This is a genomic window from Pseudoduganella violaceinigra DSM 15887 (assembly GCF_000425385.1).
Taxonomy (GTDB): Bacteria; Pseudomonadota; Gammaproteobacteria; order Burkholderiales; family Burkholderiaceae_D; genus Rugamonas; species Rugamonas violaceinigra.
Genome location: NZ_AUDI01000015.1, coordinates 262,353 through 278,701 on the forward strand (window position 1 = coordinate 262,353; position 16,349 = coordinate 278,701).

Genomic DNA, 16,349 nt, shown 5'->3' on the forward strand with positions numbered 1-16,349 from the left:
AAAGCCACAGCGTTGTAGAATCGACTCATCATGAACCGCGCCCCGATCCCGTGCCGCCCGCAATGCGGCGCCTGCTGCACGGCGCCCTCGATTGCCAGCCCCATTCCCGGCATGCCGGACGGGAAGCCGGCTGGCGTGCCATGCGTTCAGCTCGACGAGCAGCGGCGTTGCAAGCTGTATGGTTTGCCGGAACGCCCGCAAGTATGCGTCGATTACAAGGCCGACGAATCGGTGTGCGGCGCGTCGCGCGAACAGGCAATGCGCTGGCTCGGTTGGGCCAAAGGGTAAAATACTGCCCCATCATGAGTTTCCAATGCCGCCCCGCCTGCGGCGCCTGCTGCACGGCGCCCTCCATCACCTCCCCGATTCCCGGTATGCCGAACGGCAAGCCGGCCGGCGTGCGCTGCGTGCAGCTGGGCGAAGATAATCTTTGCATGATCTTTGGCCGTCCGGAGCGGCCCGCTTTCTGCGGCGGCCTGCAGCCCTCGGCCGAAATGTGCGGCGAAACGCGGGAACAGGCCATGCACTGGCTCACCACGCTCGAGCTGGCCACCGCCCCCTGACATCACACTGGCGGCGCTGGAAACGATTCCCGGCTAGAATTTTCAGTTATGAACAATAGCATTTCCCAGCGTCACCGCCTTTCCACCCGGCTTGCCTTCCTGACAGTGGGATTCTCCACATCCGCCTGGGCGCCCCTGGTGCCGTATGCCAAAGAACGGCTGGCGCTGGGCGATGGACCGCTTGGCTTGCTACTCCTTTGCCTCGGCGCCGGTTCCCTGATGGCGATGCCGCTGACCGGCGCGCTGACGGCCCGCTACGGCTGCCGCGCGGTGATTCTGTGGTCCGCCCTGGTGGTCTGCCTGGCCCTGCCTGGACTGGCGCTCGCGCCGAAGCCCCTGCTGCTTGGCCTGGCGCTGTTCTGCTTCGGCGCCGCGCTGGGAACAATGGACGTGGCCATGAACGTGCAAGCCGTGCTGGTCGAAAAAGCCGGCGGCGGCGCCCTGATGTCCGGCTTCCATGGCATGTACAGCCTGGGCGGCTTCGCCGGCGCGGGCAGCATGGCCCTCCTGCTTTGGCTGGGCAGCGAACCAGCCGGCGCCTGCCTGGCCATTGTGGCGGTGGCGGCATTGCTGCTGTGGCGCGCTGCGCCCGACCTGTTGCACGAACCGGAAGCGCGCAGCGGCGACAGTCCAGCTTTCGCCCTGCCGCACGGCGCGGTGATCTTTATTGGCGCGCTGTGCTTCATCGTTTTCCTGGCCGAAGGCGCCATGCTGGACTGGAGCGCCGTGTTCCTGACCGCCGAACGCGGGCTGGAAGAGGGCCGCGCCGGACTCGGTTACGCCGCGTTCGCCGTCGCCATGACCGTCGGCCGCCTGACCGGCGACCGGGTGGTAAGCCGCTTCGGCGGGCGCTGGGTCCTGCTGGCGGGCGGCCTGTGCGCCGCCGCCGGCTTCTTCGCCGCGGTTGCATCGCCAACCCCGGGCGCGGCGCTGTGCGGCTTTGTACTGGTCGGCCTGGGCGCCTCGAATATCGTGCCAGTCTTGTTTACCGCCGCCGGCAACCAGCAGGCCATGCCGGCCAGCCTGGCGATCGCCGCCATCACCACCATCGGCTACGCCGGCATCCTGGCCGGACCGGCCCTGATCGGCGTCATGGCCCACCTGTCCAGCCTGGAGCTCGCCTTTGCCGCCCTCGGCGCCGGCCTGTTGCTGGTCGCCGCCAGCAGCCGCCTGGTGCGCGTGCACTCCTGACGCAGCGCAAACCAGCGGCCAGGCAACGGGTCTACCCTTGGATTTAGTGCATTGGAGGGGGGCGCTCATGGTAAGCTTCGTGCCCGCGAAGCATCCCGCCCGCGTTCCTCCTACCGACTTTTTTAACAAAACCACAATGGATATCGTACTTGCGCTGAAGGCCCTGATCCTGGGTCTGGTCGAAGGTTTCACCGAATTCCTGCCGATTTCCTCCACCGGCCACTTGGTGCTGGCGGGTAGCCTGCTGAACTTCACCGGCGACAAGGCAAAAGTGTTTGAGATCGCCATCCAGGGGGGCGCCATGGTCGCTGTGATCTGGGAATACCATCAGAAGATCTGCGAAGTACTGTCCGGCATGTTCCGCGACGCGAGCGCGCGCCGCTTTGCATTCAATGTGGCGGTGGCCTTCGTGCCGGCCGCCGGCCTGGGCTTCCTGTTCAATAAGAAGATCAAGGCCGTCCTGTTTGCACCGGTGCCGGTGGCGCTGGCCTTCATCGTCGGCGGCCTGATCATCCTCTGGGTGGAACGCAATGCCAGGAACAATCCGGTGGCGGTGCGCGTGCAATCCGTCGACGATATGACCGCCATGGACGCCTTGAAAGTCGGCATCGCCCAGGTCTTCGCCCTGATTCCCGGCACCAGCCGCTCCGGCGCCACCATCATCGGTGGCATGATGTTCGGCCTGTCGCGCAAGGTTGCCACCGAGTTCTCTTTCTACCTGGCGATTCCAACCCTGCTGGCGGCAACGTTCTACTCGCTGTGGAAGGAGCGCGCCCTGCTGTCGGCCGCCGACCTGCCGCTGTTCGGCATCGGCAGCCTGGTGGCCTTCATCTCCGCCTTCGCCTGCATCCGCTGGCTGCTGCGCTACATCAGCACCCACACCTTCACCGTCTTCGCCTGGTACCGCATTGCGTTCGGCATCGTGGTGATCGCCACCTACTACACCGGCATGGTCACCTGGGCTGAATAAAAACATGCAAGACCAGGACACCAGCCAGCGCGCCCTGCACGTACTCCAGACCGTATTCGGCTACCCAGCCTTCCGCGGCAAGCAGGCGCAGATTGTCGAGCATGTCGGCAATGGCGGCGACGCACTGGTGCTGATGCCGACCGGCGGCGGTAAATCGCTGTGCTACCAGATCCCGGCCATGATCCGCGAAGGCGTGGGCGTGGTGGTGTCGCCGCTGATCGCGCTGATGCAGGACCAGGTCGACGCCCTGGCCGAAGTCGGCGTGCGCGCGGCCTTCCTGAATTCGACCCAGAACTATGAAGAAGCGGCGCGCATCGAACGCCTGGTGCGCAGCAACCAGATCGACCTGCTGTACGTGGCGCCCGAGCGCTTGCTGACACAGCGATGCATGGATCTGCTGCAGGATTCCCAGATCGCCCTGTTCGCCATCGACGAGGCGCACTGCGTCTCGCAATGGGGCCACGACTTCCGTCCCGAGTACATCCGCCTGTCGGTACTGCACGAGCATTTCCCGAATGTGCCGCGCATCGCGCTGACCGCGACCGCCGACCAGTTGACGCGCGACGAAATCGTCCACCGCCTGGCGCTGGACCAGGCCGCGCAATTCGTCTCGTCCTTCGACCGGCCGAACATCCGCTACCAGATCGTCGAAAAGACCACCGGCCGCAAGCAGCTGCTGGACTTCATCACCGCCGAACACGCGGGCGATTCCGGCATCGTCTACTGCCTGTCGCGCAAGAAGGTGGAAGAGACGGCTGAATTCCTGAACGAGCACGGCGTGCGCGCCCTGGCCTATCACGCCGGCATGGAGCATGCGGTGCGCGCCAACAACCAGTCGCGCTTCCTGCGCGAGGACAGTATCGTGATGGTGGCAACCATCGCCTTCGGCATGGGCATCGACAAGCCGGACGTGCGCTTCGTCTGCCACTTGGATCTGCCGAAATCGATCGAAGGCTACTACCAGGAAACCGGCCGCGCTGGCCGCGACGGCATGCCCGCCAGCGCCTGGATGTCCTACGGCCTGCAGGACGTGGTGCTGCAGCGGCGCATGATCGACGAGTCGGAAGCCGACGAGAACTTCAAGCGCGTGCTGTCGACCAAGCTCGATTCCATGCTGGGCCTGTGCGAGACCCTGAGCTGCCGCCGCATGCGCCTGCTGGAGTACTTCGGCGAGCCGGCCACGCCTTGCGGCAACTGCGATACCTGCCTGCTCCCGCCGGTCTCCTTCGACGGCACGGTACCGGTGCAGAAGCTGCTGTCGGCCATCTACCGCTGCGATCAGCGCTTTGCCGCCGGCCATGTGATCGACGTGCTGCGCGGCGTGGAATCCGAACGCATCCAGACCTGGCACCACGACAAGCTGTCCGTGTTCGGCATCGGCGCCGACCGCAGCGAACAGGAATGGCGCGCCATCCTGCGCCAGGTGATCGCGCTGGGCCTGGTCACCGTCGACCATGAGCAATTCAGCTCCCTCAAGCTGACCGACGCGGCACGCCCTGTGCTGAAAGGCGGCCAGAAAGTACAGCTGCGCCAGTACCAGAAGCCGGTCAAGCAGAAACGCAGCTCGGCGCCGAAAGGCTATGTCGAGACCGACCTCGATGGCGACGAACAGCGCATCTTCGACCGCCTGCGTTCCTGGCGCATGGGCGCCGCACGCGAACACAATGTGCCGGCCTACGTCATTTTCAACGACGCCACCCTGCGCGAAATCGCCAAGGTACGGCCTTCCACACTGGGCGAACTGCGCGTGGTTTCCGGCGTGGGCGAGAAGAAGCTGGTGTCTTACGGCGACGAGATTGTCAAGCTGATCACCGAACTGACCTGACGCGCACGCAGCCTAGCAGCGCGATCCCGGCCAACAGCAGCAAGCCCTGCGCAGGTTCCGGCACTGGCGACAGCAGGAACGTCGCACCGTGTTCCCATTCGCTGGTTCCGCTGGCGAGAATCTGGCCGCCGGCGTTGATCTGCCAGGCGTGCCGCAGGAACCAGCCGGCGTACTGCGCTTCGTTCCACAGATGGTCCAGCACGTAGGGGCGATCCTGGTACCACAGCATGGCGCGCAAGTATTCGCTTTCCCCCACAACGCTGCCGGCATCGTTGATATCGTAGGCATAAGCCGACCACAAGTCCTGCCGCTGCCATCGGCCTTCCTGCCGCAACAGCTTGAATGCGTTGCCGGTGTCTTGGTAGCCTGCCGCCTGCCCCTGAATATTCAGCGCCCGCACCTCGAAGTCGTAAGGCAGCCGGTCATCGGCAAAGACACCGTCACGCCAACTCCTGAAGCCAAATTCATCGCGACGTCCACCGAGAACCATGCCCACGTCGTTGATCATATGTGGCCGGTAATCATCGAACAGTTGGGGCGCGCTGCCATCTCCCCACAGGATGAAGCCGGCCGGACCAGACCCGTTGTGGTTGAAGCCGACGATGTCGCCGCGGTTGTTGAGGCCTGCGGCAATTCCGCCTGTTCCGGCGGAGGTCAGCAACTCCATCGCGCCGCCGTTGCGCCAGACGACCGCCTGCGATTGCGCGTAGCCGGGAATCGTGGCGTTACCGATGACCGTGCCCTGGTTATTGAAACCGGTGAGTGTCACTTGGCCGGCGGCGCCAGCCAAGTGCACGATCGAGCCGTCGCGGTTCCAGATCGCCGGTTTGCCATCCTGGCCGATACCGGCGACCTGCCCGGCGTCGTTCAAGAACTGCGGCGTGAACTGGCCGTCGAAGCGGGTGGCACGATAAGCGGGCGTCGCTAGCGCAGTCGCACTGCAGGCTAGCAGCACCAGCAACCACCACAATATGCGGACAAATTTGCACATGGCGGCCTCCCTTAGTTGGCGTGAAGTTTTTGTTGCACGCGCCCCAAGGCCAGCAACAGCAAGAGGCCGGCCAGCAATAGCGTGGACGCGCGAGGCTCGGGCACCGGCGACAGCAGGAATTGCGCATATTCTTCAAAGGGCCCGGTCGCGCTCGCGAGAATTTCCCCGCGGTCATTGATCCCCCGTGCTGAGAGCAAAGACCAGCCCGAAAATTGCGGGTCCGCCCACAGATGGTCCAGGGCATAGGCGCGGCCCTGGTACCACAACATGGCCAGCGAGAATTCTGTTTCACCGACAACGCTGCCTGCATTGTTCATGCCGGAGACAAATCCGAACCATAGCTCCTGCATGTCGCGCACGCCGTCCCGTTCCACCAGCGAAAACGCGTGGTAATCGCTTTGCGTGCCGGCCACGCGGCCCTCGTTGTTGAGCGCGCGGATGAAGAGGTCATTGCTGAACAGCGACTGGCCGAACGCGCCGTCCTGCCAGCTCCTGACGCCCGGCTCTCCGCTGCGCTGCCCAATCACAAAGCCCAGGTCATTGATTAACTGTGGCGTGTAGTCGTCGAATTGTTGCGGCGTGCGGCCATCGCCCCATTGGATAAAGCCGACCTGTTCGGAGCGCGTATCCGGCGCGCCGGCCATATAACCTATGATGTCGCCGCGGTTGTTGATGCCCTGCGCAAAACCGGCCAAGCCTTGGAACGGCAGGCGCTCCATCGCGCCGCCATGACGCCAGGCTACCGCTTGCGGCAAGCTGTAGCCCGGAATTACCGCATTGCCGACCAGCGTTCCCTGGTTGTTGAATCCGGTGATCGTGAGCTGGCTGACGGCGCCGGACAGCTGAAGCAGCGAACCATCCGGGTTCCAGATGGCCGGTTTGCCATCCTGCCCGATGCCGGCGATCTGGCCCAGGTCATTCAGGATACGCGGCGAGAACTGGCCGTCGAGCCGCGTCGCCCGGTAAAGCGGCGCCTGCTGCGCGGAGGCGGTGCAAGCGGCCAGCGCCAGCACCGCAACCAGTAGTTGAACAAACTTGGGCATGGCAATCTCCCGTTAATTGAACAGGAGCTTATGCTGCGCCCAGCGCGACGGCGATGCGCGCCGCAGCTCAAATCGTGCGCACCTGCGCGATAGGATTGCCAGCTATCGCGCGATGCAAGCCGCCAAACAGCAACAGTCCCGCCAGCAACAACCAGGCATTGGCAGGCTCGGGCACCGGCGATAGCAGCAGCATTTGTTCACCCCCGCCTCCCGGCCGGCCCGCCACCACCACAATGTCGCCGGCATTGTTGACGTCCTCTGCGGAAATCAGGCTCCACCCTTCCCAACCGGTGCTGTCCCACAGATCATTCAAGTCATAGGTCTGTCCACCGTAAAACAACATCGCGTGCTGCGCGTCATACGAGAAGCCCACTGCGAGTCCCGCGTTGTTGATGCCGTAGGCATAACCGGGCCCGTAAACTTCCGGCTGCCCGCCTTTCCATATCGCGCCGTGGATCGGCAAGCTGCCATCGCTGGTACCGCCCGCCACCCAGCCTTGATCATTGATGGTGGCAGACCATGAGTAGCCGTCATCCGGCAGTGCGTGCAGCGTGCCATCCTGCCAGATCGCGCCGTGGCCGCCGGGGCCGCGCAGATTGCCCACGATTTGTTCACGGTCGTTGATCTCCGAAGGGAAGAAGCCGTACAGCGAGGTCCTTTGTCCATCCTTGTAGATGAAGTAGTCGTCTTCCCGCCCTTCTTCCCCAAGGAGCCCGCGAGCCATGGCGACCATCGTGCCATTGTTATTGATCGCGATCGCGCTGCCGCCATACACGCCGGCGTCAAAGCTGACGGGCTGCCGGCCCAGTTGCCAGATCGTCGGCCTGTCGCCGGACGCGCCCACCAGCTGCCCCAGATCGTTCATGTCCGCAAACGTGGCATATTCACCGCTGGCCGTGAGATAGGACAGGCCGCTTCCGCGCTGCCACAATGCCACTCTCCCATCGACCATTCCGGCTACATCACCGGCGTTGTTGATGACCAGCGTCCCACTGTCGAAGGGAAGTGCCGTGGTCCGGTAAGCGGCAGGTACCTGGGCAACAGCGAGCATGGGCATGACGACTGCGATGCCGCACAGTTTGGCGATCAAATTCATGGCGTCCTCCGGTAACGAGCGAAAACGCCAATGGTGGGCTTGCCCCGGCAACGGTGCGCACCGTACTTCCAATCGTGCGAAGTGTGACGATAGCGTCAGAACTTGAGGCTGCTGGTCAGCTGGCGGTAGCGGCCGGGCGGCGCCCCGACGGCTTCGGTGAAGCGGTGCGTAAAGTGGCTAAGGTCGGCATAGCCGCATGCCTGGGCGACCTGCTGCAGCGGCAAACGGCCCGCGCGCAATAGGCTGCGCGCACGCTCGATGCGGCGCGCAGCGATCCACGCCGATGCCGGCATACCGAAACTAATGCGGAACATGCGCGCGAAATGGAATTCCGACATGCAGGCCAATTGCGCCAGCATGCCCAGCGTGATGCTCTGATCGAGATGGGCTTCGATGTATTCGTGCAGCCGCCGCCGCACCAATGGCGCCAAGCCTCCGCGCAATCGCAGGCCCGGCTTGCTCATTGACTGCGAGTGCAGCAGTTCACTCAGCACAGCATGCGTGATTTCATTGGCGCGCAGCAGCTGGTCGGCATCCTCCCACGGTTGCTGCAGCAGGTCGCCGCACAGCTGCACCAGCTTTTCGTTTTCGAAATAGGTACGGTCCTGCAGCGTGAGCCCGCGCGGTTCGCGGTCCAGTTCCGCCACCGCGCGCCGCGTGAAATGCTCAGGCATGAAGTAGAGATGGAGCATGCGCAGTTGGCCGCGCACGACCCATTCCGACTCGTGCCAGTCGGGTAGCGAGCATAGGCGCTGCGGCGCGCCGTACTGACCCGGCAAGCCCCCGCGTTCGACGCTGTAGCCGCCGCCCAGATAGCAGGACAAGGTGTGGTGGCCAGGTTGCCGATATTCCGTCAGCGCTTCTTTCGTACTGCGCCACCAGACCGCAGCCGCCAGGCCGTCGCCCAGCCAGGCAAAGCGCTCCAGCGTCGCGTCGGTGCCGGACATGGTGCGGAACACCGCATGCGACATTGCGTCGCCCGGTATCGCATCGAGCGCTTCACACGCCGCAGCACCCGCACGCTTGCGGGGAACGGCATGGTCAAGTTGTCCAGTCAGTGGCTTCACGCCGAAAAGTCTAACATGGGCGCTGCAGCCTTACCGGGGCAACCAAACAATTGCGCAAGACCAGACAATACTGGCCGCCTCCGGTTAACGGCCGCTTCACAGGTGTCGGAAAAATTTACAGTTCTGTCAGTGCGAAGACTTTTTATCCATTGAAATCAGTCGCTTGCAATCACGGCCCAGAAATTGCTTCTTGCCAGCTCAATAATGCTGTCAATTAGACTATTGTTCTGAAAGGAAATGGACATGAAGAAGCTTGCCTGCCTTGCGGCCCTCGCACTCTGCGTCTCCGCAGCCCAAGCCACTCCAGTTACCCTGGACATGACCAGCGGCACGAATGCCAATAACAATGGCTCGGTCGTATTCGACACTTATACGGAAGATGGCTTCCGCCTTCGCATGGTTCGCGCCGGCGATCACTACGATCCGAACTTTATCGGCGACATCGGCATCCATAACGGTTTCCAGAATCCCGACGATGTCAGCTGGGTCCTCGACTTCTTCGGCGCCAGCTTCAACCTGGTCAACCTGAATATTGCCGGCTTCAACGATGGCGCCACTTCGATTACCCTGACCGGATCCAACGGCGCAACGCAAACCCTGTCCGGAACTGGCCCTCTGGCAATATTCGGCATGGCCGGCGTGACTTCGGTCACCTTCAATATTGACCAGGATGGCGGCACGCAGGGCGTCGGCATCTCGGAAATCAATGTCGACACCGCTCCGTCGCAGCAGTTGCCGCTGCCAGGCACGCTGGGATTGATCGGCCTGGGCCTGTCTGCGCTGGGCATCGCACGCCGCCGCACAGCAATCTAAGTATTCCGCAAGATCAGACAACCGCCGGTGCGCTGCAAGCCGCACACTGGCGGCACTATGAATCTTGCCCTCTACCTCACCACGGTGCTCATCTGGGGCACCACCTGGATTGCGATCAAATTTCAGCTTGGCGTGGTACCCGCGCCGGTATCGATCGCTTATCGTTTCTGGATCGCCGCGCTGGTACTGATGCTGGTCCTGCTCGTACGCAGGCATCAAATCCTGCCGCCGCGTTCCGCTTGGCGCTACCTGCTGGCGCAAGGGTTTGCACTGTTCTGCTGTAACTTCCTGTGCTTCTACTACGCCACCAACTGGGTGCCGAGCGGACTGGTGGCCGTGGTGTTCTCCACCGCGCCGATCTGGAACGCGATCAATGGCCGCATCTTCATGAAACGCGCGATACGTAAGCAAGTGCTGGGCGGTGCGATGCTGGGACTGGCGGGCATCGTCATGCTGTTCCTGCCCTCGATGCGGGGACACTGGAACGACAGCGGCATGCTGGCCGGCCTGGGGCTGGCCCTGCTTGGCACACTGTGCTTCTCGACCGGCAACCTGCTCTCCAGCCGCATGCAGGCGCTGGGCATGCAGCCATGGCTCACCAACACCTGGGCCATGCTGTGCGGCGCCAGCATCCTCACGATCGGCGCGCTGGTGCTTGGCATGCCGTTCACTTTCGACGCCAGCCCGCGCTATATGGGTGCCTTGCTTTACCTGGCCGTGCCAGGATCGGTGATCGCCTTTACGGCTTATCTGCTTCTAGTGGGGAGAATGGGGCCGGACCGCGCGGCCTACTGCACGGTGCTGTTCCCGGTGGTGGCGCTAACGGTGTCCACCTTCTTCGAGGGCTACCAGTGGAGCGGCATGGCGCTGGCCGGGCTGCTGCTGGTGATTGGCGGGAATTTGCTGGCATTCATGCCGGCGCGGGCAAAGGCCCGGGCGCCGGCCGGAGTCAAACTTACTTCTTAGTGAAAACCAGATCCCACACGCCGTGACCCAGTTTCAGGCCGCGGTTTTCGAATTTGGTCAGCGGGCGATACGAGGGCTGCGGCGCGTAGCCTTCGGCCGTGTTCTGCAATGCAGGTTCGGCGCTCAGCACTTCCAGCATCTGCACCGCATAGTCTTCCCAGTCGGTGGCCAGGTGGATGTAGCCGCCGGGAGCCAGGTGCTCGCACAGGGTCTTCACGAACGGGCCCTGGATCAGGCGGCGCTTATTGTGGCGCGCCTTGTGCCATGGATCCGGGAAGTAGATATGCACGCCCGCCAGCGAACCGGCCGGGATCATATCGCGCAGCACTTCCACCGCGTCGTGCTGAATCACGCGCAGGTTGGTCAAGCCTTCCTCGCCGATCAGCTTGAGCAGGCTACCCACGCCCGGAGTGTGTACTTCCACACCGATGAAGTCCTTCTCCGGCATCAGCTTGGCGATGTGGGCGGTGGTGCCGCCCATGCCGAAGCCGATCTCCAGGATCACCGGGGCCTTGCGGCCGAAAGCCTGCTCGTAATCCAGTGCTTCCTTCTTGTGCTCGACCAGGAATTGCGGGCCGAACTCTTTCAGGCCACGCTCCTGGCCCGTGGACAGGCGGCCAGCACGCGTGACGAAGCTACGGATGCGGTGTTCGGTCGGGTCGTAGAGCATTTTGCCCTTTGGCGTGGATTCGGAAGACATGGCTGATCGTGCTGGGAAAAGGGGCGATTATAGCATTCCGGCTTTGGCCTCCGGCCTGCGATAATAGCGGGTCTCGATCCTTAGGAAGTCCACTTTTATGGCCCTCGCACTGAATATCGCCATCATCCTCCTGGCGCTGGTAACGCTGTATTTCCTGCTGAAGGGCGGCCCGAAAATGGCGGATGCGCCGGTTGGCAAGCCGGCGGGCGGCTCCTATACCCCGCTGCCGCAGGGCGAGCCGGTGCACCATTGGACCGACGAAGGCCGCTTCCAGCTGGAAGTGCTGGGCGAATCGCGCTATTCCGACACCATCCGCGAACTGGCAGGCGAGCATGGCGATGGTGCCGCCGACACCCGGCTTAAAGCCTTGCTGCTGGCGGACGATAACAATCCTTACGAAGACAAGGCGGTCGCCGTCTTCCTGAACAGCGAGATGGTCGGCTACCTGGCACCCAAGGATGCCATGGCTTTCCGCACCATGCTGGCGCGCCAGGCAATCCCGGGCCAGCTCACCTCCACCGACGCCGTGATCCGCGGCGGCCAGCTGTACCAAGGCAAACGCCTGTCCTACACCGTGCTGCTCGACGTGAATGTTGCGTAAATAGCACTTTGTAACTTACCCAAGCTTCCGCACAATTGAACGCGGGGCGTCTTTGTGACATCATCGGCCGCTTGTTGTTTTGATAATCAAGAGGGAGCCGTGATGAAGACCAAGTACGCCATGCTGTTACCTGCCCTGCTGCTCGCAGCCTGCTCCAAGAAACAGCCGCCGCAGCCGCCAGCCGCCGAAACCGCCACGCCAGCGCCAGCCGCCGCGCCCGCACCGGCGGCCCCGGTACCTGCCGCGCCTCCCTCAGCCGCCAACGGCCCGCTGCCGACGCCGCATATCGACACCGAAAACATGAGCGACGAGCAGAAGGAAATGGCCAAGCGCCAGGCCAAGCTCGACTATTCCAATATGGAAGACGGCTATATCAACGACGCCAATGCGCAGTGGGCCAGCAAGGCGACCGCGACGTCCGAATATGGCGGCAGCAGCTATGAACCGGCCAACGCGACCGGCAAGGTCGACGGCAAGAGTTTTGCCACCAAGGGCAGCGACGTCGGCTTCGATGCGCTGGAAGTGACTTTCGACAAGCCGGTCAACGCCACCCAGCTGCGCGTGGCAATCAGCGACGGCTACGGCCTGGAAGGCATCACCAAGCTGGAACTGCAGGATACCGACGGCATTTGGAACACCATCTGGAGCGGCATTCAGACTGTGAAGACCGACAAGCGCGGCGCCCGTACCTGGTATGTGCAGCCGATCGAAAAGACCGCCTACAAGGCCAAAGCGGCCCGCATCACCAAGTCCAACAACGTGACCACGGAACGCCTGTATGTTGACGCGGTGCAGCTAGTAGGCAGCTGATTGTAGATTGCGCCTTGCATTTCCCGGCGGGCGTATGATGGTCGCAGCAGCTTTCAGGAGGCGACCATGGAACGCGAACGGGCAAAGGCAGGTGACGCGGTGCGGCCACTCGGCTGGCACCATAAGATGCTGGTGATCCGCACCACCCCGGGCCGCTCAGGCCTGGGCGATGACGAGGATGTCCTGTGCCGTTGGCACGACAGCGATGGCGATCACCAGCAAACCTTCAAATCCGGGCAGCTGGAAATACTGAACTCAGCCGCACAGGCACGCAACCCGCGCGGCCGCACCCTGATCTAGAACTCAACCGCCGCCGCAGGCGACCGACGTTCCATCGCCCGAAGGCTGGCAATAACTCGCCTGGCCGCCACAAGCCACATGGCGGCCGTTGGCGGACTGCTCGCAGAAGCCTGCTTTGCCGCCACAAGCCACCGATTGGCCATCCGACGATTTCTCGCAATATGGTGCGGCGAGGCCGCAGGCGACCATCTTGCCATCGGTCGATTTGGCACAGAACGAAGCGCCGCCACCACAGGCAACCTGCTTGCCATCGGCAGACGTTTCGCAGAATGTGGCACGCCCGCCGCAGGCGACCGCGCTGCCGTCCGTCGACTTTTGGCAGTAAGTGGCCTGGCTACCGCAAGCGACCGACTTTCCGTCGGAGGCGCTTTGGCAGAAGGTGGCACCTTTTCCTGAAGTTGTCGCCGCAGGCTGCGAAGAATGGGAATCTGGCGGCGGCACGATGGCCACGCAACCGGCGCACAGCAAAGCGGCAATCAGGGAAATCGTGCCACGCATGAAGGAGAATTTAGACATGAATAATGTTAGTCAAAAAATAATCGTTTCATAGTAGCACGATGGCCGTGTTATTTCAGCAAGCCGAAGACCTTCGCAATAGCTTTGCTGCCATACGAAATCGGGTTCTCGCGGATTTTCTTTTCTTCTTCCCCGATCATCAGGTACAGGCCGTCCAGCGCACGCTGCGTGACATAGCCTTCGACCGTGGCCTGGTCTTCGCTGGCCAGCCCGAATTTGGTGGCTTGCGCCATCGCGTTGTTGAACTTGCCGGACAGCTTGGACCTGTCGGTCACGCCCTTCACGATCGGCTTGAACTTATCCGTCAGCGGCGCGGCGGTTTTCTCCTTGAAGAAATCGGTGACCGAGGTTTCGCCGCCGGTCAGGATGGCTTTGGCGTCGCTCAGCGTCATCGACTTGACCGCGTTCACCAGCAATGGCTTGGCCAGCGGGACGGCCTGCTCGGCGGCACGGTTCATGGCCGTTTCCAGCTCTTCCAACTGCTCGCCGCGGCCGGTCATTTCCAGGATGGGACGGGCTTTTTCCAGAATACGCGGCAATTTGATATGCACCGCGTCGTTGTTCAGGAAACCGCCTTCGACGCCCAGCTTACCGACAGCGGCCACGGAGCCCGCTTCCAGTGCGGCTTTCAAGCCCCCGCCCGCTTCCTTTTCGGTCAATGCGTCCAGCGGACCCGCAAATGCGCTGGCGGCGAGCGCCAGGCCGGCCAGCAGGATGGATGTTTTTTTGTTGACGCTCATGGCGCACCTCCTAAGTTACAAAGCATCTACCCTACCATATGAGGGGGGCTGCCAGGCAAGGCTCCCCACTGCGGCGAGCACGCAGGCCATGCCGGCCAACTGCCTTGGTGTAATCGCTTCGTGCAGGATGGTATTAGCCAGCAGCGTGGCCGATACCGGCGCCAGCGCCGTGAACAGCGCCGCCTCCATTCCGCTCACGCGCGCCGCGCCGGCGTACCACAGCACAAAGCCAAGCACGGTCGGCACCAGCGCGTAATACAGCACCGCCTCCAATGCGCGGACGTCCATGCTGATCTGCCATGGATGTTCAAGGAACAAGGACGCGGCGGAGGCGAACACGAAACCCAGCGCGCACATCAGCGTCGACAACGGCAGCGCTTCCATCGGCGCGCGCAGACGCTTGTTGAGCAAGATGAACAGCGCCTCGCAAGCGACTGCCGCCAGCACCAAGGCCGCCCCGAGCAGGTGCTTCGTCGCTGGCGCCTGCAGCTCCACCGTGGAGAAGCCGCTGGCGGCCAGCACGCCGAGCGCCGCGAGGGCGACAGCAGCCAGCAAGCGTACGGTCGGCCGCTCGCCCAATGCGAGCACCGCAAATCCCGCCGACACGATCGGCAGCGTGCCCACCAGGACACCCGCCGTTGCGGCGCTCGTGAACGACATTCCGGAAATCAGCAGCACCGTATAGCCGACGCTTCCCGCGCAAGCCTGCAACACCAGCAGGACAAGGTCACGCCGCCCGAAGCGGGGAAAGCGTGCCTGCAGCAGCCAGCACAACACCAGGAACACCGGCAGCGCGACCGCAAAACGCAGCGCAGTCGCCGTGAACGGCGGCAGCCCGGCAGCAATCACCTTGCTGGCCACCACGGTGCTGCCGACGGTCACCATCGCCAGCGCGCAGTAAAGATATCCCACCATTTGCAACCTCCATGTCAGAAAGTTGCAGGCTAATTCCGGCGGCTACCTCAGGTCTTGAACGAAATTGCAAAAGCGCCCGGGGCGACGCCGTACTTGCGGGTGAACACGCGGGTCATATGGCTTTGGTCGGCGAATCCACTGGCAGCGGCAGCGTCGGCCAACGCCATGCCGCCCGCGATCAGGCGGCGCGCCAGCAGGATGCGGCGATGCAGGAGGAAAGCATGCGGCGTGAATCCCGTATTGCGCGAGAAAGACCGCACCAGCTGGAAGCGGCTCATGCCGCAGGCTCCCGCCAGTTCCGACAACGACCAATCGGCCAATGGATCGTCTTCCATCATCGATTGCGCGATGGCCGTCGGCGCGGTGGTGCGGTCAACAGCGGTACGACGGCGCAGCAAGGTCTGCGCCATCAAGTCCAGCAGATGCTGCTCGGCGGCGAGGCGCGCGCCCGGTAGCGCCGAGGTGGCGGTAATATAGGCGCGCGTAAATGCCGCGGCCATGCCGCCATCGCGTAGCACCGGCGCGCTGAACTCAAGCTCGCCGGCACGGCTCTCGTCCCGCAACAATTCGGCGGCGAGTTCCGGCGCCAGGTAAAGGATCTTCCAGCTGCGCCCCGCATCGCCAAGCGGCGCACCGTCGTGGACTTCGTTGGGGTTCACGGTGATCAAGTCACCGGCGCAAGCCTCCACCATACCGCGGCCGCTGAACGATTTCTGCGCGCCGCTTGTGACAAGGCCGATGCCGAACTGCTCGTGGGTATGCCGGGAAAAGGATTGACCGCTATGTGCTTCCACCGCATGGATACGTGCATCGCCGCACGGTAGCACCTGGAAGTTCGCTCTGGCCATGGTCAAAGAGGATGCGGAACGGTTGAAGGGAATCAAGCAGCTACGCTGATTTCGATGGCGGTGCGCGTTTGGCCCGCGCCGGGGCAATAGGAACTGAGGCTAGTGGACTGTAACAGTTGAATCCGTAGTGATGCGCCGTTTGGCGTCGAAGTATTTCCACTTCACAGGCTTAGGCGCTTCGTTGTATTTGCGGATATAGCGCATGAGCTTGGCCTTGAGATCCTTGACTGAAGTGAATACGCCACGTGCTATCACGTCACGTTCGATCTTGGCGAACCAAAGTTCAACCTGATTCAACCAGGACGAGTAGGTCGGGGTGAAGTGCATGTGGACGTTCGGATGCTGTTCGAGGAAGGCGGTGACCAGCTTGGTCTTGTGGGCGGAGAGGTTATCT

General features: G+C 63.0%; 20 protein-coding genes. 10 read left to right on the plus strand and 10 right to left on the minus strand.

From position 1 onward, the window contains the following. The first annotated feature begins 30 nt into the window (after positions 1 to 30). The 5 genes from H597_RS0110705 to recQ all read left to right on the plus strand — a co-directional run bounded on the left by H597_RS0110705 (position 31) and on the right by recQ (position 4,549). The gene (locus tag H597_RS0110705; RefSeq protein WP_028102135.1) at positions 31 to 288 is read left to right on the plus strand and encodes a YkgJ family cysteine cluster protein; all 258 of its coding nucleotides are present in this window, start codon (positions 31 to 33) and stop codon (positions 286 to 288) included. Between the two features lie 14 nt (positions 289 to 302). Continuing rightward, positions 303 to 563 carry a YkgJ family cysteine cluster protein gene (locus H597_RS0110710; protein ID WP_035373777.1) on the plus strand — a complete coding sequence of 87 codons (261 nt, stop codon included), beginning with the start codon at positions 303 to 305 and terminating at the stop codon, positions 561 to 563. 48 nt (positions 564 to 611) lie between these two features. Further along, entirely contained in the window at positions 612 to 1,754 is a 1,143-nt protein-coding gene (locus tag H597_RS0110715; RefSeq protein ID WP_028102137.1) for an MFS transporter, read from the plus strand. 136 nt (positions 1,755 to 1,890) lie between these two features. After that, entirely contained in the window at positions 1,891 to 2,724 is an 834-nt protein-coding gene (locus tag H597_RS0110720; protein WP_028102138.1) for an undecaprenyl-diphosphate phosphatase, read from the plus strand. A 4-nt stretch (positions 2,725 to 2,728) separates the two neighbouring features. Continuing rightward, positions 2,729 to 4,549, plus strand: a complete 1,821-nt coding sequence (gene recQ, locus H597_RS0110725) for a DNA helicase RecQ (protein ID WP_028102139.1) — start codon at positions 2,729 to 2,731, stop codon at positions 4,547 to 4,549. Here recQ and H597_RS0110730 read toward each other — a convergent pair. From H597_RS0110730 to H597_RS30485, 4 genes are all read right to left on the minus strand, one after another. Next, positions 4,533 to 5,540 carry a hypothetical protein gene (locus tag H597_RS0110730; RefSeq protein ID WP_154668046.1) on the minus strand — a complete coding sequence of 336 codons (1,008 nt, stop codon included), beginning with the start codon at positions 5,538 to 5,540 and terminating at the stop codon, positions 4,533 to 4,535. The genes recQ and H597_RS0110730 overlap by 17 nt on opposite strands. A gap of 11 nt (positions 5,541 to 5,551) precedes the next feature. After that, positions 5,552 to 6,583, minus strand: coding sequence for a hypothetical protein (locus tag H597_RS0110735; RefSeq protein ID WP_028102141.1), 1,032 nt, complete (start codon positions 6,581 to 6,583; stop codon positions 5,552 to 5,554). 67 nt (positions 6,584 to 6,650) lie between these two features. After that, entirely contained in the window at positions 6,651 to 7,679 is a 1,029-nt protein-coding gene (locus H597_RS0110740) for a PEP-CTERM domain protein (RefSeq protein ID WP_028102142.1), read from the minus strand. Positions 7,680 to 7,774: 95 nt separating this feature from the next. Next, positions 7,775 to 8,650, minus strand: a complete 876-nt coding sequence (locus H597_RS30485) for an AraC family transcriptional regulator (RefSeq protein ID WP_035373780.1) — start codon at positions 8,648 to 8,650, stop codon at positions 7,775 to 7,777. 339 nt (positions 8,651 to 8,989) lie between these two features. On the opposite strand from H597_RS30485, the gene H597_RS0110750 reads away from it, so the two are divergent. Beyond that, positions 8,990 to 9,559 (plus strand): hypothetical protein, encoded by a 570-nt coding sequence (locus tag H597_RS0110750; protein WP_028102143.1) that lies wholly within the window; start codon positions 8,990 to 8,992, stop codon positions 9,557 to 9,559. A 57-nt stretch (positions 9,560 to 9,616) separates the two neighbouring features. Further along, on the plus strand, positions 9,617 to 10,525 hold the full coding sequence (locus H597_RS0110755; RefSeq protein WP_028102144.1) for a DMT family transporter: 909 nt from the start codon (positions 9,617 to 9,619) through the stop codon (positions 10,523 to 10,525). Here the strand turns inward: H597_RS0110755 and trmB are convergent. Next, positions 10,515 to 11,195 (minus strand): tRNA (guanosine(46)-N7)-methyltransferase TrmB, encoded by a 681-nt coding sequence (gene trmB / locus H597_RS0110760; protein WP_028102145.1) that lies wholly within the window; start codon positions 11,193 to 11,195, stop codon positions 10,515 to 10,517. The two genes, H597_RS0110755 and trmB, sit on opposite strands and share 11 nt — an antisense overlap. Positions 11,196 to 11,322: 127 nt before the next feature. Between trmB and H597_RS0110765 the strand changes: the two genes are divergently transcribed. The 3 genes from H597_RS0110765 to H597_RS0110775 all read left to right on the plus strand — a co-directional run bounded on the left by H597_RS0110765 (position 11,323) and on the right by H597_RS0110775 (position 12,936). Continuing rightward, positions 11,323 to 11,826 carry a hypothetical protein gene (locus H597_RS0110765; protein ID WP_028102146.1) on the plus strand — a complete coding sequence of 168 codons (504 nt, stop codon included), beginning with the start codon at positions 11,323 to 11,325 and terminating at the stop codon, positions 11,824 to 11,826. Between the two features lie 102 nt (positions 11,827 to 11,928). After that, positions 11,929 to 12,636 (plus strand): hypothetical protein, encoded by a 708-nt coding sequence (locus H597_RS33215; RefSeq protein ID WP_028102147.1) that lies wholly within the window; start codon positions 11,929 to 11,931, stop codon positions 12,634 to 12,636. Positions 12,637 to 12,702: 66 nt separating this feature from the next. Further along, complete coding sequence (locus H597_RS0110775; RefSeq protein WP_028102148.1) at positions 12,703 to 12,936, plus strand: hypothetical protein; 234 nt, start codon at positions 12,703 to 12,705, stop codon at positions 12,934 to 12,936. 3 nt (positions 12,937 to 12,939) lie between these two features. Here the strand turns inward: H597_RS0110775 and H597_RS0110780 are convergent, their stop codons facing one another. The 5 genes from H597_RS0110780 to H597_RS0110800 form a co-directional block, all read right to left on the minus strand. Further along, entirely contained in the window at positions 12,940 to 13,452 is a 513-nt protein-coding gene (locus H597_RS0110780) for a hypothetical protein (protein ID WP_028102149.1), read from the minus strand. A gap of 50 nt (positions 13,453 to 13,502) precedes the next feature. Beyond that, on the minus strand, positions 13,503 to 14,192 hold the full coding sequence (locus H597_RS0110785; RefSeq protein ID WP_028102150.1) for a DUF4197 domain-containing protein: 690 nt from the start codon (positions 14,190 to 14,192) through the stop codon (positions 13,503 to 13,505). Between the two features lie 15 nt (positions 14,193 to 14,207). Next, positions 14,208 to 15,107: a DMT family transporter gene (locus tag H597_RS0110790; RefSeq protein WP_035373784.1), complete on the minus strand. Its 900-nt coding sequence runs from the start codon at positions 15,105 to 15,107 to the stop codon at positions 14,208 to 14,210. Positions 15,108 to 15,154: 47 nt separating this feature from the next. After that, positions 15,155 to 15,955, minus strand: coding sequence for an AraC family transcriptional regulator (locus H597_RS0110795; RefSeq protein WP_028102152.1), 801 nt, complete (start codon positions 15,953 to 15,955; stop codon positions 15,155 to 15,157). Positions 15,956 to 16,054: 99 nt separating this feature from the next. Then, positions 16,055 to 16,349 (minus strand): IS630 family transposase (locus H597_RS0110800; RefSeq protein WP_028102153.1); only part of this gene is annotated, 295 nt, incomplete at its 5' end.

Coding starts and splice junctions, on each gene's coding strand:
- H597_RS0110735 (WP_028102141.1), bottom strand. CDS start 6,583: ATGCCCAAGTTTGTTCAACTACTGGTTGCGGTGCTGGCGCTGGCCGCT.
- H597_RS0110705 (WP_028102135.1), top strand. CDS start 31: ATGAACCGCGCCCCGATCCCGTGCCGCCCGCAATGCGGCGCCTGCTGC.
- H597_RS0110775 (WP_028102148.1), top strand. CDS start 12,703: ATGGAACGCGAACGGGCAAAGGCAGGTGACGCGGTGCGGCCACTCGGC.
- H597_RS0110710 (WP_035373777.1), top strand. CDS start 303: ATGAGTTTCCAATGCCGCCCCGCCTGCGGCGCCTGCTGCACGGCGCCC.
- H597_RS33215 (WP_028102147.1), top strand. CDS start 11,929: ATGAAGACCAAGTACGCCATGCTGTTACCTGCCCTGCTGCTCGCAGCC.
- H597_RS0110720 (WP_028102138.1), top strand. CDS start 1,891: ATGGATATCGTACTTGCGCTGAAGGCCCTGATCCTGGGTCTGGTCGAA.
- H597_RS0110790 (WP_035373784.1), bottom strand. CDS start 15,107: ATGGTGGGATATCTTTACTGCGCGCTGGCGATGGTGACCGTCGGCAGC.
- H597_RS0110780 (WP_028102149.1), bottom strand. CDS start 13,452: ATGTCTAAATTCTCCTTCATGCGTGGCACGATTTCCCTGATTGCCGCT.
- recQ (WP_028102139.1), top strand. CDS start 2,729: ATGCAAGACCAGGACACCAGCCAGCGCGCCCTGCACGTACTCCAGACC.
- H597_RS0110755 (WP_028102144.1), top strand. CDS start 9,617: ATGAATCTTGCCCTCTACCTCACCACGGTGCTCATCTGGGGCACCACC.
- H597_RS0110715 (WP_028102137.1), top strand. CDS start 612: ATGAACAATAGCATTTCCCAGCGTCACCGCCTTTCCACCCGGCTTGCC.
- H597_RS0110750 (WP_028102143.1), top strand. CDS start 8,990: ATGAAGAAGCTTGCCTGCCTTGCGGCCCTCGCACTCTGCGTCTCCGCA.
- H597_RS0110730 (WP_154668046.1), bottom strand. CDS start 5,540: ATGTGCAAATTTGTCCGCATATTGTGGTGGTTGCTGGTGCTGCTAGCC.
- trmB (WP_028102145.1), bottom strand. CDS start 11,195: ATGCTCTACGACCCGACCGAACACCGCATCCGTAGCTTCGTCACGCGT.
- H597_RS0110740 (WP_028102142.1), bottom strand. CDS start 7,679: ATGAATTTGATCGCCAAACTGTGCGGCATCGCAGTCGTCATGCCCATG.
- H597_RS0110765 (WP_028102146.1), top strand. CDS start 11,323: ATGGCCCTCGCACTGAATATCGCCATCATCCTCCTGGCGCTGGTAACG.
- H597_RS0110795 (WP_028102152.1), bottom strand. CDS start 15,955: ATGGCCAGAGCGAACTTCCAGGTGCTACCGTGCGGCGATGCACGTATC.
- H597_RS0110785 (WP_028102150.1), bottom strand. CDS start 14,192: ATGAGCGTCAACAAAAAAACATCCATCCTGCTGGCCGGCCTGGCGCTC.
- H597_RS30485 (WP_035373780.1), bottom strand. CDS start 8,650: ATGTCGCATGCGGTGTTCCGCACCATGTCCGGCACCGACGCGACGCTG.